At 41.7% G+C, this 20,781-nt stretch carries 21 protein-coding genes; 5 read left to right on the top strand and 16 right to left on the bottom strand.

The annotated features are described in order from the left end of the window. Positions 1-234: 234 nt before the first annotated feature. The 16 genes from rimK to EZV76_RS08160 all read right to left on the bottom strand — a co-directional run bounded on the left by rimK (position 235) and on the right by EZV76_RS08160 (position 14,019). On the bottom strand, positions 235-1,608 hold the full coding sequence (gene rimK / locus EZV76_RS08235; protein WP_136566064.1) for a 30S ribosomal protein S6--L-glutamate ligase: 1,374 nt from the start codon (positions 1,606-1,608) through the stop codon (positions 235-237). A 9-nt stretch (positions 1,609-1,617) separates the two neighbouring features. Further along, positions 1,618-2,403, bottom strand: a complete 786-nt coding sequence (locus tag EZV76_RS08230) for an RMD1 family protein (protein ID WP_136566063.1) — start codon at positions 2,401-2,403, stop codon at positions 1,618-1,620. Continuing rightward, entirely contained in the window at positions 2,404-2,817 is a 414-nt protein-coding gene (locus EZV76_RS08225; protein ID WP_136566062.1) for a VOC family protein, read from the bottom strand. Next, positions 2,783-3,235: an NUDIX hydrolase gene (locus EZV76_RS08220; RefSeq protein ID WP_136566061.1), complete on the bottom strand. Its 453-nt coding sequence runs from the start codon at positions 3,233-3,235 to the stop codon at positions 2,783-2,785. The genes EZV76_RS08225 and EZV76_RS08220 overlap by 35 nt, the downstream gene beginning before the upstream one ends. Positions 3,236-3,281: 46 nt before the next feature. Continuing rightward, a complete protein-coding gene (locus EZV76_RS08215) occupies positions 3,282-3,587 on the bottom strand; it encodes a hypothetical protein (RefSeq protein WP_136566060.1) in 306 nt (101 codons plus the stop codon). Between the two features lie 54 nt (positions 3,588-3,641). Further along, positions 3,642-3,926 carry a hypothetical protein gene (locus EZV76_RS08210; protein WP_136566310.1) on the bottom strand — a complete coding sequence of 95 codons (285 nt, stop codon included), beginning with the start codon at positions 3,924-3,926 and terminating at the stop codon, positions 3,642-3,644. Between the two features lie 26 nt (positions 3,927-3,952). Then, the gene (locus EZV76_RS08205; protein WP_136566059.1) at positions 3,953-4,927 is read right to left on the bottom strand and encodes a deoxyhypusine synthase family protein; all 975 of its coding nucleotides are present in this window, start codon (positions 4,925-4,927) and stop codon (positions 3,953-3,955) included. Next, complete coding sequence (gene speB, locus EZV76_RS08200; protein WP_136566058.1) at positions 4,920-5,858, bottom strand: agmatinase; 939 nt, start codon at positions 5,856-5,858, stop codon at positions 4,920-4,922. The genes EZV76_RS08205 and speB overlap by 8 nt, the downstream gene beginning before the upstream one ends. Before the next feature lie 19 nt (positions 5,859-5,877). After that, positions 5,878-7,332, bottom strand: a complete 1,455-nt coding sequence (locus tag EZV76_RS08195) for an arginine decarboxylase (protein WP_136566057.1) — start codon at positions 7,330-7,332, stop codon at positions 5,878-5,880. 425 nt (positions 7,333-7,757) lie between these two features. Further along, on the bottom strand, positions 7,758-9,965 hold the full coding sequence (locus EZV76_RS08190; RefSeq protein WP_136566056.1) for a xanthine dehydrogenase family protein molybdopterin-binding subunit: 2,208 nt from the start codon (positions 9,963-9,965) through the stop codon (positions 7,758-7,760). 29 nt (positions 9,966-9,994) lie between these two features. Continuing rightward, positions 9,995-10,450, bottom strand: coding sequence for a (2Fe-2S)-binding protein (locus EZV76_RS08185; protein ID WP_136566055.1), 456 nt, complete (start codon positions 10,448-10,450; stop codon positions 9,995-9,997). Positions 10,451-10,538: 88 nt separating this feature from the next. Next, a complete protein-coding gene (locus tag EZV76_RS08180) occupies positions 10,539-11,159 on the bottom strand; it encodes an alpha-ketoglutarate-dependent dioxygenase AlkB family protein (RefSeq protein ID WP_136566054.1) in 621 nt (206 codons plus the stop codon). After that, entirely contained in the window at positions 11,128-11,391 is a 264-nt protein-coding gene (locus EZV76_RS08175; protein WP_136566053.1) for an Ada metal-binding domain-containing protein, read from the bottom strand. Before EZV76_RS08175 ends, EZV76_RS08180 begins: the two co-directional genes overlap by 32 nt. A 1-nt stretch (position 11,392) precedes the next feature. After that, positions 11,393-12,106 (bottom strand): 2OG-Fe(II) oxygenase, encoded by a 714-nt coding sequence (locus tag EZV76_RS08170; protein ID WP_136566052.1) that lies wholly within the window; start codon positions 12,104-12,106, stop codon positions 11,393-11,395. Between the two features lie 21 nt (positions 12,107-12,127). Then, entirely contained in the window at positions 12,128-12,976 is an 849-nt protein-coding gene (locus EZV76_RS08165) for a methylated-DNA--[protein]-cysteine S-methyltransferase (RefSeq protein WP_136566051.1), read from the bottom strand. Positions 12,977-13,056: 80 nt separating this feature from the next. Next, entirely contained in the window at positions 13,057-14,019 is a 963-nt protein-coding gene (locus EZV76_RS08160; RefSeq protein ID WP_136566309.1) for a helix-turn-helix transcriptional regulator, read from the bottom strand. Between the two features lie 274 nt (positions 14,020-14,293). Here EZV76_RS08160 and EZV76_RS08155 point away from each other — a divergent pair, with 274 nt between their 5' ends. The 5 genes from EZV76_RS08155 to EZV76_RS08135 all read left to right on the top strand — a co-directional run bounded on the left by EZV76_RS08155 (position 14,294) and on the right by EZV76_RS08135 (position 20,771). Beyond that, the gene (locus tag EZV76_RS08155) at positions 14,294-14,797 is read left to right on the top strand and encodes a DinB family protein (RefSeq protein WP_136566050.1); all 504 of its coding nucleotides are present in this window, start codon (positions 14,294-14,296) and stop codon (positions 14,795-14,797) included. A gap of 12 nt (positions 14,798-14,809) precedes the next feature. Then, the gene (locus EZV76_RS08150) at positions 14,810-15,028 is read left to right on the top strand and encodes a hypothetical protein (protein WP_136566049.1); all 219 of its coding nucleotides are present in this window, start codon (positions 14,810-14,812) and stop codon (positions 15,026-15,028) included. A gap of 320 nt (positions 15,029-15,348) precedes the next feature. Then, positions 15,349-15,990 carry an RNA polymerase sigma factor gene (locus EZV76_RS08145; protein ID WP_136566048.1) on the top strand — a complete coding sequence of 214 codons (642 nt, stop codon included), beginning with the start codon at positions 15,349-15,351 and terminating at the stop codon, positions 15,988-15,990. Between the two features lie 248 nt (positions 15,991-16,238). After that, entirely contained in the window at positions 16,239-17,273 is a 1,035-nt protein-coding gene (locus EZV76_RS08140) for a FecR family protein (protein ID WP_136566047.1), read from the top strand. Between the two features lie 147 nt (positions 17,274-17,420). Next, the gene (locus tag EZV76_RS08135; protein WP_136566046.1) at positions 17,421-20,771 is read left to right on the top strand and encodes a SusC/RagA family TonB-linked outer membrane protein; all 3,351 of its coding nucleotides are present in this window, start codon (positions 17,421-17,423) and stop codon (positions 20,769-20,771) included. Positions 20,772-20,781 lie beyond the last annotated feature (10 nt).

The following is a 20,781-nucleotide window of genomic DNA, read 5'->3' as shown; positions in this document are numbered from 1 at the left end:
ACTAGAACTAGGTAAAGAACACTATAAGTACCCTACAAATACCCCATCCTATTGGGAGGTTATTTTTGATGGGGTAAACTTAGGTCGTATTATTTTTTTTAATGAAGGGGAATTAACCAATGGGCCATTTGCGTTCACGAATGGCCCATTTGAATTCATATTTAAAAAAAAGGGTGTGAAACAAAGTTCTAAAAGGAAATTTCCTACAAAAAACTTGTTTTCAATCTTTAAAGGCTAGTGGGAGTATTTTAGTTTTTTTTCGATGGTCTCGATCATTACGTTGGCAATGTCCATGCCCGTAGCATTTTCAATACCTTCCAATCCTGGGGAGGAGTTTACCTCCAAGAGCAATGGTCCCCTATTGGACCGGATAATATCCACTCCTGCCACATCCAAGTTGAGTACTTTAGCAGACTTAATGGCCAATTTACGCTCTTCAGGGGTTATTTTAATCAAGGATGCAGCACCTCCTTGATGAATGTTGGCCCTGAACTCTCCTTTTTGGGCCTGGCGCTGCATGGAGGCCACTACTTTACCATTTACCACAAAACAGCGGATGTCCTGTCCATTGGCTTCCTTGATAAACTCCTGAACCAAAATATTGGTCTGTACACTCTTAAAAGCATTGATAACACTTTCTGCGGCCTTATTGGTTTCAGCCAACACTACACCTTTTCCCTGAGTACTCTCCAACAATTTAATGATCAGTGGGGACCCATTGACCATGCGGATAAGATCTTTTGTATCCATGGGAGATTTGGCAAAACCTGTAATGGGAATATGGATATCGTTCTTGGAAAACAATTGTGATGCAAATAGTTTGTCCCTGGACTTGCTTATGGCATCTGCAGAATTGAGACAGTATACACCAAGCGTATCAAATTGCCGCAGAAGGGCACAACCATAAAAAGTTACCGAAGGTTTGATCCGTGGTATCACCGCATCAAATTTGTCCAAGATATTTCCACCTCTATATCTGATTTCGGGAGATCCTGCATCCAATTTCATATAAACGTTCTCCACGTTCAGAAAAACCACCTTATGACCACGAAGCTCACCTGCTTCAACAATTCTTTTATTGCTGTACAATTCCGGATTACTGGCCAGAAGACCAAGGGTGAGCCCTGATTTTTCAGTCATGTAGGGCTTATATTTTCTGGAAATTTCTTCTTGGGAGACATTGCCCTGCCCAAAACTTTTTGAAGGATCAACCAGATAACGTTCATTGATGGCCTCACGCCCCAAAAGCATTCGATACTCCATGGTATCCCTATTTGCCAGCGTGAGTTCTATCTCAAATGTATGCTCCCCAATGGTTACCGGGGTTTTTATTACGGGTCTCTCCTCCGAAATTCCCTGGGAACTTTTTACACTACGTACATCGTACAATTTAGCTTGGCATAAAATTGATATACTGCGATTGTCCTGTAAGGGGTTTACTTCAAATCGCACCCAATCCTCCAATCCTTTTGTAAAAATTTTGACCTTATTGGCCTGAATGGATGACGTCTTCGCGCCAGAATCCACCCTTGCCTTTATGGCCGGTATCCCCATGTCTTCCAATCGGCACCATTCCTCGCTGCCCAATATCCTTGTTTCGTCCAAAATTGTATATGGTTAACTGATCAATCGCATAATGAAAAGGTCCATTACCTCAACCAGAATCAAAATAATGATAATCCATTCCAGTCTACTACTTTCCCTATGATCCATTATGTCCTTGAACAAACTTAAATTTTCTTTTATAATATACCCTTGTTCCTTTATGGTTCTGTATCTTTCCTTTAAATCGAAGGTTTGTTTTAGACTCTTGTCCAATCGGTCCAAAGCCTCGTCTTCCCAAGTAACCTCATGGGAATCAAATATGTATAAATTTTCAGATATTTGGTTGTTGATGTTCAACACCCTTCCGATATGTCTTTTTAGTTTCTTACCTCCCAAATCCAGTTTTCCAAAGTACTCCAAATGGGTGGTATGTTCACGGGTCTCTTTCATGATCTGTTCAGAAAGTCCGGAGAAATAATCCAGTGCCACGGATTGCGACAGATGTAGTAAGGTAAGACGCATGGCCTCGATGTTGGATTCGGGCAGAGTAACCGTATTGTTCCCTACTTTGGGCTGTACTTGCCCAGCCACAAGCTCCACTTCTATTTCTTCCGTCAATTCGGGTTTTCGCCATTCCAGACAGAAAGGTCGCAATTCTTCCAAAACTTGGGTTATCGCCGTGTCATCATATCCAAGAAAAGCCACTATGCCATATTTAAATATGTACAGATAGCCCTCGTTATTGGAATAGAAAAGTTCATCGCGATCACCAAATACCAATTCTCCGTTAAATGCCTGTCTACACCCAGAAATGTCTATACTTCCAGCCAAGTGCTGGGCTATGGCCCTTGTTTTCATTTATATTGAAAAAATCTCCTCGGGATTCTTGAAGCTTTTGAACTCTACCATGTAACCATTGGGATCTTGTACAAAAAAGGAAAGGTGTTCTCCTGTCCTATTCTGCATAAAGGTGGCCTCTGTGGTAATCTCCAAGTCCATTTGGAAAAGCCTTGAATACAGTTCTCCCCAAACATCCACAGGAACAATGACGCCAAAATGAAACGATGGCAATACATAATCATCCAACCGATAGTTCTTAAAATCAAAATTAAAGCTTCCTGATTCGGTAAAGGTCAATTGATGGCCAAAAAGGTCAACATCCAACCATTTTTCAGTCTGTCTTCCCAAATTGGCCTGTACCACTTCTTGGTAAAAGGCTTTGGTCTCGGCTATGTTCTTACATGGCAAGGCGAGATGAAACTTGATGTCCATTATTTTTCTTTTTCTTTACTTTTCTATTAAAACTTTTAAAATAAGATCGAACGGCCAATCTGTCCGATTTATCCATGAACGGCAGTACTTCCTTCCAATCCATCCAATGAGCTGCCGCAAACTTGTGCTTTTCCTTCACTTTGATGGATGTGGGTTCCAATTGGATCAAGAAATAGTTTTTAATGACCGTTTCTTCTTTTCTTTTTTTGATATGGGAAAGATAGAATTTAACCTGCCCTGAAGTCAATTTCAACTTAATCTCCTCTCCTACTTCCCTTATCAGGGTCTCCTCTTCAGTCTCCTTTTTTTTCTTCACCCCTCCTGGCAAGGTGTATCGCAATGGTTTTTCCACCTTTTTCAATACTAAAACCTTATCCTTGTTGATGGCTACCAACCTTGATTTGACCACTTTTTTCATATCTGGGCATAAAATATAAGGGCAGAGGGTATCTGCCCTTATCTGATTATTCCAATACTTTTAAATCCACTATGACATAAATGTCATATTCTTCGTCTTCTTCATCGACTGCAGTATCCATTTTGTAGGTAACCCTAAATAATTTCCCCACTAAATCGGTTGAATCCAAATCATACTTTTGGGCAGCAGAGGCTTCAATCTCTGCAAATCCGTAAGTAGATCCGTCCGCATCGGTGAACTCATACATTTCGTCCACGTAACCGTTATAGGTTGCCTCTACCACAGAATCTTGAATGGTAGGTTTTCCCATTAAGGCCGTTAAGGACAAGAACATGAAAAAGATTGTTTTCATACTCTAAAAAAATTAATGGTCTGTACTAATTGTTTGGACCTTTTTGTTGGATGGTCACTCTTCTTCAGAGGTCTCCAACCCATCCGTGTCCAGGGATGTTTCTTCATCGCTGTCGTTATCAGATTCTTCGTGGTCTTCCATGGCCATCACCAAACGCTTGCTCACTTTAACCAAATAAGCGGTATCCTCGGTTCTGACCTCGATGCATTCCACAATTTCATTATCTGCATTTCGGTAGGTGACAATATCCCTATCATCATACCCATCTGGATATTTTTCTACCAAAAGGTCGAGTACATGTCGATTAAGCTTTTTATAATCCACTATTACCCGTTTCAATCCTAAGGTTTGCCTGTTTTTCATCATTACATATTTAAAAGGTAGGCAAAAATCAATGGCGCCACAATAGTAGCATCCGATTCTATAATATACTTTGGAGTATCAATGTCCAATTTACCCCAGGTGATTTTTTCATTGGGCACAGCTCCTGAATAGGAACCATAGCTTGTGGTTGAATCACTGATCTGGCAGAAATAGCTCCAAAAAGGGATTTCGGTCTGTTCCAAATCCTGATACAACATAGGAACCACACAAATAGGGAAATCCCCTGCAATACCACCACCTATTTGGAAAAAGCCTATGCCGTTGTCTGAATTTTTCTGATACCAATCAGCCAAAAAGGTCATGTATTCTATGCCCGATTTCACTGTACTTGCCTTTAACTCCCCCTTAATCACATAGCTGGCAAAAATGTTCCCCATAGTGCTATCTTCCCAGCCAGGGACCACAATGGGCAAGTTTTTTTGTGCTGCAGCATACATCCAGGAGTCCTTTATGTCAATCTCATAGTATTCTTCCAAAACGCCAGATAACAGCAATTGGTACATATACTCATGGGGAAAATATCTTTTTCCTTCCTCCTCTGCTTTCTTCCACAACTTAAATATGTGCTTTTGAAGTCTTCTAAAAGCTTCTTCCTCTGGGATACAGGTGTCGGTTACCCGGTTCAATCCTTTTTCCAAAAGATCCCATTCTTCTTGTGGCGTAAGATCCCTATAATTTGGGATTCTCTTGTAATGGGAATGCGCCACAAGGTTCATGAGGTCTTCTTCCAGGTTTGCCCCAGTACATGAAACAATATGAACTTTATCCTGTCTTATGATTTCGGCAAAAATCTTTCCCAACTCTGCGGTACTCATGGCACCCGCCAAGGATACCAACATTTTGGAACCTTGATCCAATTGTGCTTCGTATCCTTTTGCCGCATCAACCAAAGAGGCAGCATTAAAGTGAAGGAAGTATTTTTGAATGAATTGTGATATTTCTCCTTTGTTATTCATCGTAATCGTCTGTTGCATTGGGTGATTTTTTAAAACCTTCCTCAGTTTTTGAAAAACCTTCCTCAACGTAATCGTTTTTCTTTAAAAATTTATAACTCAACATTTTGTAGTATAGCTTTGCCGCCAAAAAATCAGAAGAACGGTCTACCTCGTTTGGGCAGAGTTCAACAATATCAAAACCAACTACATTCTTTTCCTCGAACACCCTTTTCAAGAAATCCAAGGTCTCATACCAGAACAATCCACCTGGTTCAGGTGTTCCTGTTGATGGTAAAATGGAAGGGTCGAACGCATCCAAATCAAAAGTGATGTACACATTGTCTGTCATCAAATCCAAAGCACTGTCCATCCAAAAATCATCGGTCACCATTTCATGGGCAAAGAACACCTTGTCCCTGTCCATGACCAAGGTCTCTGCATGATCCATGCTGCGTATACCCACTTGAATGAGGTTTGCGGTCTCATTGGCTTCATAAAGGGCACAGGCATGATTGTACTTGGTACCCATATATTCTTTCCGTAAATCGGCATGGGCATCAATTTGCAGAACGGTCAAGTCTTCAAAAGACTCATTAAAAGCCCTGATCGCCCCAATGGATATGGAGTGCTCACCCCCAAACATAGTCACCAATTTGTTTCGTTTGATGTACTCCTTGACGGTTTTGTGCACTGCACTGACCATGGCATCGGGAGTTTCAAAATCCAAAATGGGTTCAGACAGATAAATTCCTACTTTATAGACTTCGCTATCCGTTTCAATATCGTACAGCTCCATATTCTCTGAAGCATCCAAAAAGGCTTCTGGTCCTTTATCAGCACCTTTTCCCCATGTACTGGTACCATCGTAGGGAACGGGTAACAATACCACTTTGGCCTTTTCGGCCGATCCGTATTCCTTTGGAATACCGGCATACGTTTTATTCGTATTCATTTTATTTAATTATTCGTATTCAGTTTTTGCTGGATTCCAGCACTTTTTTTGTGTTAATGACTGCTTCTTGTCGTTTTACGGCCCCGTAACCTAAAATGGACAGGAACTCCTGCGCTGTCTGTTGTTCCGCAAATACAGAAGTTTCAATATTCCCTTCCCCGTCCCTATTGATCAATATGTGTTTGGGATGTGGGATTAGGCAATGCTGCAATCCACCAAAACCACCAATGGTCTCTTGGTAAGCCCCTGTATTGAAAAATCCAATATATAGGGGTTTGTCCTTTCTGTACTTAGGCAAATAAATGGCGTTCATGTGCTGTTCAGAGTTGTAATAGTCATCGCTATCACAGGTAAGCCCTCCCAACAAGATTCGCTCATATTCCTCATTCCATCGGTTAATGGCCAACATTATAAAGCGCTTGCTTATGGCCCATGAATCTGGCATGGTGGTGATGAACGAAGAGTTGATCATGTTCCATTTTTCTCTATCATTTTGTTGCTTTTGATACAACACTTCATAGATGGTTCCTCCACTTTCACCAACGGTAAAACTACCAAACTCGGTAAAAATATTGGGGACATCCACTCCGGCTTCGTCGCACGCTTGTTTTATTTGATGAATAATTTCATCCACCATATAGGCATAGTCATATTCAAAAGCCAAAGAATTCTTTATTGGAAATCCGCCGCCAATGTTAAGGCTGTCCAACGTGGGGCAAACCTTTTTAAGGCTTACATAAACTTTTAAGCATTTCAGTAGCTCGTTCCAGTAATATGCGGTATCCCTTATCCCCGTATTGATAAAGAAGTGCAACATCTTCAGTTCAACTTTGGGATTGCCTTTTATGGATTGATTGTAAAAGGGAACAATGTTCTTGTACCCAATGCCCAATCTAGAGGTGTAAAACTCAAATTTTGGTTCCTCTTCGGAAGCAATACGGATACCCACCTTAAAATTATCTTCAATGGATTCACCCAAGAGCTCCAACTCCTCATAATTATCAATGACCGGAATACAGTTCTTATGTCCGTTATTGATCAATCGCGCAATGTTCTGGATATATTGATCCCTTTTAAACCCATTGCAGAGTACATAGGTGTTCTTGGATATCTTCCCACTCTTCTTCAAATGTTCCACAATATCAATATCAAAGGCCGAAGAAGTCTCTATATGGATATCATTTTTAAGAGCCTCATTAAGCACATGCTCAAAATGGGAACTTTTGGTACAATAACAATAATGATACTTTCCCTTGTAAGCATGTTTCTCCATAGCTTCACCAAACCATTGTTTTGCCCGTTGTATGTTATCGGAAATCTTGGGTAAATAGGTGAATTTCAAGGGAGCCCCATAGCGCTGTACCAAATCATATAGGTCAATCCCATGGAATTGTAATTTGTTGTCCTCCAATTGGAATTCCTCTTGGGGGAAATCATAAGTCTGCTCGATCAAGTCGATGTATTTTGTTTTCATTTGCTTTTCGCGTTGCTAAAAATTATAAATAAAAGTAATTCGATGGGAGGCGAACTTGTTCTCAGATGCGAAATTCAAATACAGTATAGGCCACAAAGAAAGGTTTCCGTGAGAAATCACGGATTACGGAGTGTACTTCGGAAGTCAGCCCTAAGATTCGGTGTCTTATCCCTAAGACGGCTTTTTGGGTAGACTTCCTTATTCCCAAAAGCCCGAACATGAAAAAAGCTTTCAAAGTATAGGCAATGCGTCCCATTATTGGGGCTCATTCATGGGTCAAACATAAACAAAAAATGAATACAACAACTTTTTTGACAAAAAAATTTTAGACCCTATACCGTATTGATATTCAGCATATTGAAACCAAAAACTCCTTTCCCATAGATTACAATACCCTTAGATAGTCTCAAAAAAAGTACCGCTTATCACCCCACCAAAGGAGGTTTATCGTTTATGAAAGGCTGATGGTAATGCCTCCTACCCGTTGCGCGGTACAGGGCATTGGCCAAAGCTCCCATAATGGGGGGCAATGACGGCTCACCCAATCCGGTTGGATCTATGCCATTATCCACAAAAAAGCTCTCTATTTCCTTGGGAGCTTCCATATTCCGAATCAAACGGTAGGTGTCAAAATTCTTTTGGTCCGTTTGGCCATTGCTAAAGCTCAATGCGCTATAAGTAGCATGTCCTATACCATCCACAATTCCTCCTTCAATCTGGTTTTTGGCACTCAATGGATTGATCACAATACCACAATCTACTGCACACCACACCTTATCGATATTGGGCCTATCCCCATCCATGGTCAAATCCATAACTTGCGCCACATAGGAATTGTGACAATAATAAGCAGAAACACCTCTTGATTTACCGCTATTCGCCCCGTCTGTCCATCCCGATTTTTCTTGAACCAATTTCAAAACACCAGCATAACGTTCTGGGTCATAATCATTGTTCTCGGGATTGCCAACTGGGTTGTTTTTGGCCCTTTCAAAAAGTTCCAAACGGAAGGCAATGGGGTCTTTTCCTGCTGCCTCGGCCACTTCATCCATGAAAGCTTGCTCTGCTCCAGCAATAAAGTTGGAGCGTGGTGCTCTCCATGCTCCTGTGGTAACATTGGTCTGCAAGCTATGCTTCTCGGCCAAATAATTGTCCACGGCCCCAGCTGGAAAACGGTTTTCAAAAATTAAGTCGTCATTGGTTCCCGCACCCCGCACATGCCAAGCTATCAAATTGCCTTGGTCATCCAAACCAGCTTTGTACCGTACTTTATAAGAAGGTCGATACGTCCCTTGGGTCATATCATCTTCACGTGAATATACCAATTTAATGGGGGCCTGCATTTTTTGCGAAATTACGGCAGCTTCCACGGCAAATGTGCCATAGAGACGACGGCCAAATCCCCCACCCATTCGGGTCATCATGATATCGATTTTCTCCGCGGGCATTCCCAATACGGACACCAAGGTCTTTTCCAAGAACTCTGGGGTTTGAATGGGGCCCAAAAGCTCCGCTTTTTCTGGGGTTACATGGGCAAAGAAATTCATGGGCTCCATGGTGTTATGTGCCAAAAAGGGTGCCGTATAGACACTTTCCACAATCTTGGCAGCACTTTTAAATGCTTTTTCTACATCCCCATCTTTTCGCGCTGCTTCTTTTGGAGTCGTATTCAACAAACTCGATAGAGCTTCATCATGGTACACACTACTTTCTAGCGTAGAGGCTTCTTCCCATTCTATCTCCAAGGCTTTTTTGGCCTGCATACATTCCCAAGTACTATTCCCCACTATGGCTACTTGTTCCGCAATGGCTCCTCCGTCCGACCATTGTTTTTCAGCATCTTCCGGATAGACCACTACCGGAAACACATCCTTGATCCCGGGCATAGCCATGGCCGCCGTTGCATCCATGGATTTATATTTCATTCCAAATGCGGGAGGGTGCACAATCATAGCGATGAGCATACCTTCCCGTTGTATATCCAAACCGAATAAAGGTTTGCCCGTCACAATCTTGGGGCCGTCCACATTCTTTCGGTCTGTACCTATAATCTTGAATTCACCCGTTTCTTTCAACAGTACTTCTTCAGGAACCTCCAGCCCTGCGGCGATGGAAGCCATTTCACCATATCCGGCCGATTTATCACTGGCAGCATGATGAAGCCTTCCCTCACTTGTGGTGATTTCATCCACGGGAACTTGCCAAGTCTGGGCAGCTGCCTCTTTCAACATTTGCCGGGCCGTGGCCCCTGTCATACGAAGGCTCTCCCATCCTTGACGAATGGATTGGCTCCCTCCTGCCAATTGTCTTGTGAAAATATCGGTGTTCAATGGGGCCTGCTCAACAATAACATCTTTCCATGCAACGTCCAATTCTTCAGCCACGATCATGGGCATGGCCGTCTTTACATTTTGACCTATTTCTGGATTGGGCGACATGATGGTCACCATACCATTATCGCCAATTTTGAGAAATCCATTGAGCTCAAACCACTCTTTGGGCATAGCATTCACCTGTTCCGGGGTCATTTTGCAAGATGCCAACCAATTGAAGCCTAAAACAAGGCCTCCACTGGCCAAACCAGTATTTCTGATGAATGCTCGTCTTCCTATTTTTGTCTTTATGAGTGTCATGGTCTTAATTTTATGTTAGCCCGGTTGAATTATGATTCTGAAGCCATTTTTACAGCTTTTCTAATACGGACATAGGTGCCACAACGGCAGATGTTTCCATTCATAGCCGTTTCAATTTCTTCGTCTGTTGGATTTGGATTTTTTTCAAGTAAGGCAGATGCTGTCATAATCTGCCCTGCTTGGCAATACCCACATTGGGGCACGTCCACTTCCAACCATGCTTTTTGCACGGGGTGATCCCCGTTCTCAGAAAGTCCTTCAATGGTCGTGATTTTCTTGTCCCCGATACTGGAAACGGGCAATATGCAAGATCGTGTGGCTGTTCCGTCCAAATGAATGGTACAAGCTCCGCACTGGGCTATGCCGCAACCAAATTTTGTGCCGACCATATTTAAATGGTCGCGAAGAACCCAAAGTATGGGTGTCGATGGATCTACGTCCACCTCCTGTTTTTTTCCGTTGATGTTCAGTGTAAATGTTGCCATAGTATTAAAAATTCCCTTGAAGTTATGGATTTTTCCATAATTACTGACTTACATCTAACAAACATTTACAATATTTTAATGGTAAAGACTAGTGAACTTGTATAGTCTCTATAGTTCTAAAAGTCAGGTTGATTCTTGGAGACCTTACCATTTTGGTTGGAGGCAAACGATGTAGCCAATGGGTCTGGGTAGTTCCTTTCATTACCAAAAGACTCCCGTGTTCCAGTTGAATTGAAATCTTCTCCTTGGTGGTTTTATGCTTAAACGAGAACTTTCTTTCCGCCCCAAAACTCAAGGAACCAATAGCGCCGTCCTTTTTCAAGTCTTTTTCGGCATCACTATGCCAAACCATGCCCTCTTCCCCGGAATGATACAGGTTCAACAAGCATGAATTGAAGCTTTCCCCGGTGTGTTCCTCCACCAATTTTTTAAGCTCCAAAAGCTCGGGGGTCCAAGGCAATGCATGTTTAGTGGTGTTGGAATAGGTATACTCAAAAGGCAAGTCGCCATACCAGGCCACTTTTCTTTTGGTCTCGATGCGTTTACCATAGATGATGGCCACATCATTTTTCCAAGCAATGGTTTCCATCAATTTTTTGTAGTATGCATTCGCTTCATCATACGCCATAATGGGCCCATGATAGTTTACAACACCATCCTGGGGCAGCCAATTTTGGTCAGGGTTGTTTTGATTTGAGAACAAGTTCATCTTTCCATTTTTTATAGGCTATCCGCATGCAATGTCCACAGGGCCTATATCCCAAAGAAATGGCTTCTTGCCCGGTTTTGAAAAAGACACGGTTTTCACGCTTCATGCGTTTGCCCGATGTACACTTCAAGGTACCATAAATCTTCAACTTCTTATGGCCGGCATATGTGATTTCTCTTTGCCTAATTCCTATTCTTACCTCAAAATCTTGCAGATGGATGTGGTACAGCATATCAACTTATCGCATCGTGAAAAATGATTCCCAAGGTATAACGTTCGCCACTGGACACCTCACTCACCCCATGTTTCATATTTGCCCTATAATATCCCTTTTGGCCTTGTACAGGTCTAAAATTAGTGGTGAACACAACCATACTTCCTTTTTTTGGTTTCAAGACCATTGCTTTTGATTGTGCTCTGGGTGTTTGCTGGGTCAAGACAAATTCCCCACCCTCATGATCCTCACCGGGTTCACTCAAAAACAATACCGCTTGAAGCGGAAAATAGACATCGCCATATAGGTCCTGATGCAAGGTATTGAAGCCCCCTTCTCCGTATTTAAGAATCAAGGGAGTGGGCTTCAACTGGTTTTGTTCCTTGCATTGTTCCACCAGTTCTTGATGGGTGCCGGGAAACTTCTTTTCTATTTTCAACGCTTTCATCCAAAGGTTGGCCACAGGTACCAGATGGGGGCATATGGCCTCACGAAGGGTCTGAATCATATTGGGTAAGGGATAGTCAAAATACTTGTACTCGCCCAGTCCAAACCGATAACGTTCCATAACAACCGTCTTCCTGTACCCATTAGGGTTGTTGTAAAGCTCCTTTAACTCATCGCACTCTTCTGGAGTGAGCAAATTGGGCACTACGGCATACCCTTTGGCATGCAGACTTTCTTCCACAAGGGGCCAGTCCACTTTGTGGATTCTTGATTTAAGTTGGTGCATCTTTAATGGATTCTGTTAGGGTTATTTTGAGGTTTGGGTTTGAGCCGCTTCCCACCCGATTATGGCACTCTTTCGTGTAGGGCCCCACATGTATCCTCCCAACTGGCCCGAGGATTGAATGACCCGATGGCAGGGAATCAAAAAGGCAACGGGGTTGCTTCCAATGGCCGTCCCCACAGCTCTTGATGCTTTGGGTTGATCAATTTTTTCCGCAATACTCCCGTACGTAGATAGATTTCCCATGGGAATCTTAAGGAGTGTTTCCCATACTTTTAGTTGAAACGGGGTGCCGTTCAGGTGGAGTTTTATCTGGTCCAGCTTTGCCCAATCGTGCTGAAAGATGAACAGGCCATCCTGCTGGTTTTTGTCCAGCATCTGACGATACTGGGCCTTGGGAAATCTTGATCTCAAACCCTCGAATGCACGGGCCTCATCATGTATAAAGGACATATGGCAAATTCCTTTGGGGGTCGAAGCGACCAATAAGGGGCCAAATGGGCTTTCGGCAAAGCTATAATTGATGGTCAGGTTCTCGCCTCCATTTTTAAACTCCCCAGGGGTCATTCCCTCAATGTTTATGAACAGGTCGTGGAGTCTGCTAGTCCCAGAAAATCCGGTTTCTTGGGCGGTATCGAACAAGGTGGCCTGTCGTTCCTTCAGCAACTGTTTTGCATATTCTACACTGATATACTGCATGAATTTTTTGGGACTCACGCCCGCCCATTCCGTAAATAGACGTTGAAAGTGGTATGGGCTCAAATGCACGGTCTCGGCCACTTCGTTCAAGGTGGGTTGCTCTTTGAAGTTGTTCCTGATAAAATCTATGGCCTTTGCTATTCGCTTGTAATTGTAATTTGTCTGGGTTTCCATAACTGTATGATTTGAAACCAAAAGTATGCGACTTCAGTTTGCTTCAAAACCCGATTCTTGCTCATTTTAAAAACTGGAAATCAGCCTTGTAACATTTCTTGATTTTTCTTCAACAGCTCCACCACCCTTTCCTTTAGGGCTTCTGGCTCTACTATCTTGGCAAAATCCCCGAACATCAAATACCACCGGGCAAAACCGTTCTCCAAATCCATGGACATAAAGGTCATTTCCACAAATTCACCTTTTTGGGTTTCCGATACAAAACCATAGTGCTTTCTGCTACCCTGTATGTATCTGGCCACCACTTTATCGACCAATATCCTGACCTTTGTCTTTGGTGGTTTCTTTTCTTTTTGACGGTATTCATCCAAGGTGCCGTGCTCCAATACAAAATCGAGTGGTGTACGCTCAATCCTATGGATTCTATCCGTTCGGAAATATCTGTAATCCTTCCGCAAATGACAGTACCCTAATATGTACCAAAATTCATTTTCATTGAAGAGTCCCACGGGCTCTATCTTTCGTTCCGATGGTATTTCTGTCTGAAGGGCACCATATCGCAAAAAGACTTGTTTCTTTTCTGCAATGCTCTCGAACAGAATTTCCAAAGCGTTGGGCACCTTTTCATTGAAAAGTTCCTTGCCCGGCAAAATGGACACTTGGGATTCCAAGGCTTCTACCCAGGCCTTTTCCCTTCCCCGCAAAACCGATTTAAGCTTGAACATGGCCGACTCGTGATAGGCTCCCAACGATTTGTCGGTAAACTTTTGCATGAGCTTTTCTGCGGCCACAAAGCTCCCAGCTTCCTCACGGGTGAACATTACCGGAGGCAAACGGTACCCTTCCATGATGGAATAGCCTACTCCTGCCTCGCTGACAATGGGCACACCCGATGCTTCCAAAGTGCGAATGTCCCTATATATGGTACGAAGGCTTACCTCGAAACGATCCGACAATTCCTGTGCCTTTACAATACGCTTGGATTGCAGTTGGATCAAAATCGCCACAATCCTATCAAAACGTTTTACGGTATCCATTCCCATAATTGAATGTGCTATCTCCCAAAGATAGGATTTCAATCCATGGCCGGGAGAGCATTTCCATTTCATTTTAGTTTGTTTTAAATCTATTTCAGGATTCCCTACACCCCTTAATTCCTTTTGGAATGAATGGTCCTGAATATGGCAAATATCTGTACAGTGCATGACAACCGTATGTCAACATCACTTTTTTTGCTAAAGTTTTTTTCTACTGACAAAGGGCTGTCACAACCCCCATCTACCTTTGAATCCACAATCAAAATCTAAATCATGTATCATGGAAAAAACAATGGAACAACAAAAAGAAACAGCACAAATTATCACCTCTTCCCAATTATTAGAACATTGGCAAGGACACAGAAGGGTAACGCGAAGGGTCATCGAGGCCTTTCCCGAAAAAGAACTCTTTACACACTCCATTGGAGGAATGCGTCCATTTTCGGAAATGGTGAATGAACTCTTGGGCATTGCCGTTCCTGGATTACAGGAAATCGTTTCCGGCAAGACCACTGAGCTTAAAGAACATTTTGACCATGGCAACAGCAAGGCAAGGGTCTTGGAGGCATGGGATAAGTCCACTGAGGAAATCAATAGCCTCTGGGGTAAAATCAAATTGGAACGATTTCAAGAAAACATTGTCCTATTTGGCCAATACGAAGGTTCTGTACAGTCTTCCATCTTCTATTTTATAGATAATGAGATCCACCATAGAGGACAGGCTTATGTGTACCTACGTTCATTGGGGATAGAACCTCCTTTCTTTTGGGAAAGGGACAAATAACTTATATAAAGTATGAAGACCGTTTTAGTATTTAAGACTTCCGTCCTCGACAACAGAAGTGTGAAGAAGCTCAAACCCGTCTTGAACAAGTTGGTCACCAAAAATGGTGATTGGAATTTTGATCTGGAGGATTGTGACAACATCCTCCGGGTTGAAACCCAAAACCTAGGTGCCTTGACCATTTCCAAATTGCTCAGGAAAAATGGATTTTCTTGCGAAGAATTGCACTGATTCTTTTTAACCAGACAGTTTAATCATCTTGCTCATACTTTTTAGCACAGGACAGGCTAACCCATTACAGTAGTTTTTGTAAGAAACCACTTCTTTATTTCATAAAATCATATTTAATCCACATCTATCCAAGTACATTTTTCTATACTTCTTTCTAGGCTTCCAACTGGTTGGAAGCCTAGTCATTTATAGGTTTCTGATTATTTCAGACCACCCTTAATCAAGAGGTGTTAAATATTTCACAAAATGAATTTTGCAAAAAAAGTAGAGCTTACGTTTTTTTTTCTATATTGGTAGAATATTATCAACCTCTTAACATAATGGCTTTATTATCCAATATTTCGGAAGGTTATAATCAAAATGATAGGAAAAACTCTTCCCAAGAGTTTTCGAAGTCTTTTGATTCGGCTGCGGAGTGGAAGCTATTTTGCGATGGCAGTGAGTCTGCTTTTGTTAAGATCTACAATCACTACTTTCAAATACTCTATAATTTGGGCAGACAGTTTTCAGGAGATACCGATTTGCTCAAAGATTGCCTGCAGGAAACTTTCATTTCCATCAGAAAAAAAAGACATGATCTCCATAAAGTGATTTCGGTCAAGGCCTTTTTAATAAAGTGTTATAGGAACAAGATAATTACCGAACAGAAAAAGCAGAACAAGAAAAGAAAAAAAATGGATTTGGGTTTGACCAATGATTCCTATGGATTCTTGGTTACACCATCCCATGAAAGCTTACTAGTTAACAAACAGTTCCACAAAGAACAAGTAAAGCTGATTCAAAAGTCCTTGAACAAATTGACCCAGCGACAAAGGGAGGTGGTCTATTATTTTTATTACAACGGACTTTCCTATTCTCAAATCAAAGAAATCATGGGCTTCTCAAGCGTTCGGGCTGTACGAAACTTAATGTACAGATCACTTTCTGAATTAAAAAAGTACGCGGAAACGCCCGCCAAATAGCCGCCCTTGTTTAACTATTGGCAAAAACAACCATGGCCAGCGCAAGGAATTCATAAAATGAGGGGCACTTATTTCGGTTTGATGAAATTTAATACCTTATACATGTTAACAAACCAATAAGATTCTCAAGCAATTAAACGATTTTATATACAGTAAATATCTTCTTGAAGTTTTTTTTAAAAAAAAGTTAAGTTTTTTTGATGTCATTTATCAAATTGTGAAGTCATATTAATATAGTGCCACTATCTATGGATTATCACGAATACGAATTGGAAGACTTTTTGGCCGATCCAGAATTTAGAAACTGGGTATTGAAGCCAAACCCGTCCAACCATTTTTTTTGGAAAAAATGGTTATCCGCAAATCCGTCCAAAAAAAAGGCGGTCATGGTGGCCAGGGAAGTCATCCTTTCTTTCAAGTACAGTTCATCTGAAGATATTGACATTATAGACCAAGGTGAAATCCTTAAGTCTATCCTAGCCAAAAAAGATTCACAAATCACTGTAAAAAAAAGTAGCTGGCCAATGATGGCATTCCAAGCTGCTGCCTGCGCACTTTTAATGACTGCTTTGACAGTAGGTGCCAAGTGGTCCACCTCTACAGAGATCGCACCAGTTTATATTCCATCAAAACTGATAGTAAAGGAAAATTTCCGCGGACAGAAATCCAGAATTACACTGCCCGATGGATCCACGGTATACCTTAATAATAATAGCAAGGTTTCCTACAGTTCAAGTTTTGAGGAAAAAAGGGAGATTTTTTTGGAAGGTGAAGCCTTCTTTGAAGTTGAAAAAGATCCTACAAGGCCATTTGTGGTAAACTCAAACGGGCTATTGACCAAGGCACTTGGAACATCTTTTAACATTAAAGCCCATAACGGCAAAAAAGTAGAAGTAGGTTTGGTGACCGGTAAAATTCAGGTTTCGCCGGTTGTATCCGGGAATATGGATTCAGAAATTATAGATGCATTGGGTGGCAAGGCCACTTTTGATGCTTCCATGGGCAAGTTGGACATATCGGCCTATTCCGATATGGATTTTTACAAATGGACAAGGAGAATACTTGTTTTTAAGGCCGCAAGCTTTGATGAGGTCAAGGAAACACTGGAAAACTGGTACGATGTTGACATTGAAGTCAGCAATTTGAACAGACCCATTACCTATACTGGAAAATTTCCGGCCGAAAGTCTGGAAAGTGTGCTTGAACAAATGGCATATGCTGAACGGTTTTCCTTTAAAATGGATAAGGATAATCCTAGAAAAATAAGAATCAATTTTAAATAACTATAACCGCTAAACTTTAAATTATGGGAATGAAAAACTCTACTTAAAAAAATAAGTTTGCTCCAAAGAAAATGGCACTTTCGATGGAGACAAACTTATCATCAAAAGTTCAATTAAAAAATATATCAACTAAACCGACGTAAAAGTATGAAATTTAAACTAACTAAAACGATCGCTGTGCTCTCAAGAATCTTTATTTTGCAATTAGTTTTCTGCTATTTTGCAATGGCCAATGAGGGGTATACACAAAGCTTGAAAGACATTTACCTTAAATGGGACTCCGCAAAACAAGTGGATGTATTGGATGTCTTTGAGGAAATTGAAAGCCAATCGGCTTTTAAGTTCAATTATGACGAGAGAGATGTCAATAAAAAGGCAAGACTCGTTATTGCTACTGGATCATATTCCGTATATGACCTATTGGAACAGATAAGCCGTGAAGCTGCCCTTAACTTTAAAAGGACCAACAGCACTATTGCTGTTAGCCCAAGACCTAAGAAAGAAGCTCCCGTAATTGTTGAAAAAGAAGTGGTGCAAAAGACCGTAACAGGTACTGTAACAGCTGCTTCAGATGGTATGCCTTTGCCCGGGGTAAGTATCTTGGTGCAAGGGACCACCAATGGTACCCAAACAGATTTTGATGGTAATTATACCATTGAAGTTTCTCAAGGGGATGTATTGGTGTACTCCTATTTGGGTATGCTATCACAGAGAATTACTGTAGGTGCTTCCAACTCTATCGATATTGTAATGCAGGAAGACGCCAGCCAGTTGGATGAGGTGGTTGTAACTGCATTGGGTATCAAAAGACAGGAGAAAACCCTTACCTATGCCCAACAAACTGTAAAGTCAGATGAACTTACAAAAACTAGGGACCCCAACTTTATGAATGCACTTTCTGGTAAGACAGCAGGTGTTGAAATCAAGAAAAGTAGCTCAGGTGCCGGTGGGTCTACTAAAATTTTGCTTAGGGGTAACAAATCGCTTAGCGGTGATAGTTCACCTCTTTTTGTAATCGATGGTATTCCAATGGCAAACAACAAAGGAGGCCAGCCCGGAATGTGGGGTGGTACTGATGGTGGGGATGGACTTTCTGCCCTTAACCCTGATGATATTGAAAGTATCAGTATCCTTAGAGGTGCCAACGCTGCAGTACTTTATGGTAGCCAAGGTGCCAACGGGGTTGTATTGATTACCACCAAAAGCGGTGCTGAAGGAAAAACTACTGTAACGCTTAACAGTAGCTACACTTTTGAGCACTATTTGGAACTTCCCGACCTACAGTTCAAGTATGGAGCCATTGGTGCTGCAAAGGAAAGCTGGGATACTACTCCCGGGGATTATCAAAGTGCTTATGTTGAAGACTTTTTCCAAACAGGACATAACTTCTTCAACTCTGTAAGTGTTAGTGGTGGTACTGAAAAGACCCAGGCATACTTCTCTTACGGTAACATTAGCGCAACTGGTATTACACCTAAGAACAAGTATCTGAAAAACAACTTTACCTTTAAGCAATCAACCAAATTGTTTGATGATAAGCTTACCATCACTTCAAATGTTATTGGTGCTTTTGAAAGCAGCCATAATAGATTGCCTGCAGGATACTATTTGAACCCACTTACAGGTCTTTACTTTTTCCCAAGAAACAGAAGTTTCTATGATTTTCAGAATAATTACTCGGTTTTTGACCCTGTAAGAAATATCGATTCTCAAAACTGGTTTGTTTCCGATCACCATCAATCCAATCCATATTGGATCATTAACAAGCAACCTCAGATGGATAAGAGAGATCGTTTCATCGGTAACCTTACCTTGAGCTACGATATTGCTGATAATCTTAACGTTCAGGCCAGGGCCAACTATGATTATGCAACAGTATTGAAAGAGCAACGTCACGCTGCTACCTCCAACTCTACAAACGTTCACCCAAATGGAGCTTGGAACTATCAGAAATATGAAGATAAATTGCTTTACACGGATATCATCCTCAACTACAATACTGATTTAAGCGATGACATTAGTCTAAATGCTTCTTTGGGTGCCAGCCACCAAGAAACCGAATATGGTGTTGGTGTTGGTGTTGGTCCTAACGGTAATGGAACAGGAACACTGGGTCTTCTGTACCCAAATGAGTTCTTCTTCCAGAACTTGCCAACCAACGTACCTGTAACCTCTCTTACCAACGGAACAGTAATTAAAGAAGGGGTTTTCCTTAATGCTCAATTTGGGTATAAAGAAATGTTGTTCTTGGATTTATCCGGACGTAACGACTGGGCCTCTACTTTGGCGCTTACAGGAAATGAGTCCTATTTCTACCCATCTGTTGGTGTAACGGCTATTTTAAGCGAAATGTTCACCATGCCAGAGGCTGTTAGCTTTGCCAAACTAAGAGGTTCTTGGACCCAGGTAGGTAACGAGGTGCCTTTCAACAGAATCAACCCTCAAAACACAATTTCTGCCAACGGCGGTGTGGATAGGAATACTACAAGACCTTTTGTGAATGCTAAGCCCGAAATCATAACCAGTACTGAATTTGGATTTGATGTTCGGTTCATGAATAACAGACTTGGATTGGATTTCACTTACTATTCCATTAAGAGTGAGGACCAATTTATTTCAGTTCCAACGACCTCAGGAGAAGGAGGTTTCACCACTGAATTCATCAATGCTGGGGAAATCAGTAACAAAGGGGTTGAGATTACTTTGAATACAATTCCTATTCAAACCCAGGATTTGGAGTGGAGTTCTTCCTTTAACTTTACCTCTAACAAAAATGAGGTGATAGACATAGGTCCAGATGATGAAAGAATCTTCAACTTGGGCTCTTCAGAAGGATACTATTCCAGATTGGTTGAAGGTGGTAGATACAACGACCTTTATGTTCTTAAATTCTTAAGGGATGACCAAGGCCGTATCCTATTTAGCAACGGCGCTCCAAGAAAAACAGACCTTCCAGAGCTTATTGGAAATCTAGATCCTAAATTCAGCTTAGGTTGGAACAACAATGTTACATTCAAGCGTTTCTCCTTTGGAGCTTTGATCAATGCCAAATTTGGAGGAAAGGTCTTCAGCCAAACTGAAAGTATGCTTGATGGCGCTGGGGTTTCCCAACGTACAGCAGATGCCCGTGATGCTGGAGCTGTAGCTGTAAATGGTTTTGATGAGGATTCTGGAACAGCTGTTACCAGTGTTGATCCCGAAACTTGGTTCCGTGCCATAGGTGATAGGAACGGTGTTGGTGAGGCTTACGTATACGACCGTACCAACATTAAGTTGAGCCAGCTATCCATTGGATATAACTTTGATATGTCCAATTCTAGTCTGCCCATTAAAGCAGCTAGCTTGTCCTTTATAGGTAACAACCTTTTCTTCTTGTATAAAGATGCACCATTTGACCCTGAATTGGCAATGAGCACGAGTCAAACTGCACAAGGTTTGGATAACTTTAACTTGCCATCTACAGGAACTTACGGGTTTAACCTAAAACTAACATTCTAAAAAAAACAGT

The organism is Flagellimonas alvinocaridis (genome assembly GCF_004916895.1).
GTDB lineage: Bacteria > Bacteroidota > Bacteroidia > Flavobacteriales > Flavobacteriaceae > Flagellimonas > Flagellimonas alvinocaridis.
The sequence above is the reverse complement of the archived record's forward strand: the minus strand, read 5'-3'. Positions and strand labels throughout refer to the sequence as shown.

Coding starts and splice junctions, on each gene's coding strand:
- EZV76_RS08230 (WP_136566063.1), bottom strand. CDS start 2,403: ATGAAAACAAGGGCCATAGCCCAGCACTTGGCTGGAAGTATAGACATT.
- EZV76_RS08225 (WP_136566062.1), bottom strand. CDS start 2,817: ATGGACATCAAGTTTCATCTCGCCTTGCCATGTAAGAACATAGCCGAG.
- EZV76_RS08220 (WP_136566061.1), bottom strand. CDS start 3,235: ATGAAAAAAGTGGTCAAATCAAGGTTGGTAGCCATCAACAAGGATAAG.
- EZV76_RS08215 (WP_136566060.1), bottom strand. CDS start 3,587: ATGAAAACAATCTTTTTCATGTTCTTGTCCTTAACGGCCTTAATGGGA.
- EZV76_RS08205 (WP_136566059.1), bottom strand. CDS start 4,927: ATGAATAACAAAGGAGAAATATCACAATTCATTCAAAAATACTTCCTT.
- speB (WP_136566058.1), bottom strand. CDS start 5,858: ATGAATACGAATAAAACGTATGCCGGTATTCCAAAGGAATACGGATCG.
- EZV76_RS08195 (WP_136566057.1), bottom strand. CDS start 7,332: ATGAAAACAAAATACATCGACTTGATCGAGCAGACTTATGATTTCCCC.
- EZV76_RS08190 (WP_136566056.1), bottom strand. CDS start 9,965: ATGACACTCATAAAGACAAAAATAGGAAGACGAGCATTCATCAGAAAT.
- EZV76_RS08185 (WP_136566055.1), bottom strand. CDS start 10,450: ATGGCAACATTTACACTGAACATCAACGGAAAAAAACAGGAGGTGGAC.
- EZV76_RS08180 (WP_136566054.1), bottom strand. CDS start 11,159: ATGAACTTGTTCTCAAATCAAAACAACCCTGACCAAAATTGGCTGCCC.
- EZV76_RS08175 (WP_136566053.1), bottom strand. CDS start 11,391: ATGCTGTACCACATCCATCTGCAAGATTTTGAGGTAAGAATAGGAATT.
- EZV76_RS08170 (WP_136566052.1), bottom strand. CDS start 12,106: ATGCACCAACTTAAATCAAGAATCCACAAAGTGGACTGGCCCCTTGTG.
- EZV76_RS08165 (WP_136566051.1), bottom strand. CDS start 12,976: ATGGAAACCCAGACAAATTACAATTACAAGCGAATAGCAAAGGCCATA.
- EZV76_RS08160 (WP_136566309.1), bottom strand. CDS start 14,019: ATGGGAATGGATACCGTAAAACGTTTTGATAGGATTGTGGCGATTTTG.
- EZV76_RS08155 (WP_136566050.1), top strand. CDS start 14,294: ATGGAAAAAACAATGGAACAACAAAAAGAAACAGCACAAATTATCACC.
- EZV76_RS08150 (WP_136566049.1), top strand. CDS start 14,810: ATGAAGACCGTTTTAGTATTTAAGACTTCCGTCCTCGACAACAGAAGT.
- EZV76_RS08145 (WP_136566048.1), top strand. CDS start 15,349: ATGGCTTTATTATCCAATATTTCGGAAGGTTATAATCAAAATGATAGG.
- EZV76_RS08140 (WP_136566047.1), top strand. CDS start 16,239: ATGGATTATCACGAATACGAATTGGAAGACTTTTTGGCCGATCCAGAA.
- EZV76_RS08135 (WP_136566046.1), top strand. CDS start 17,421: ATGAAATTTAAACTAACTAAAACGATCGCTGTGCTCTCAAGAATCTTT.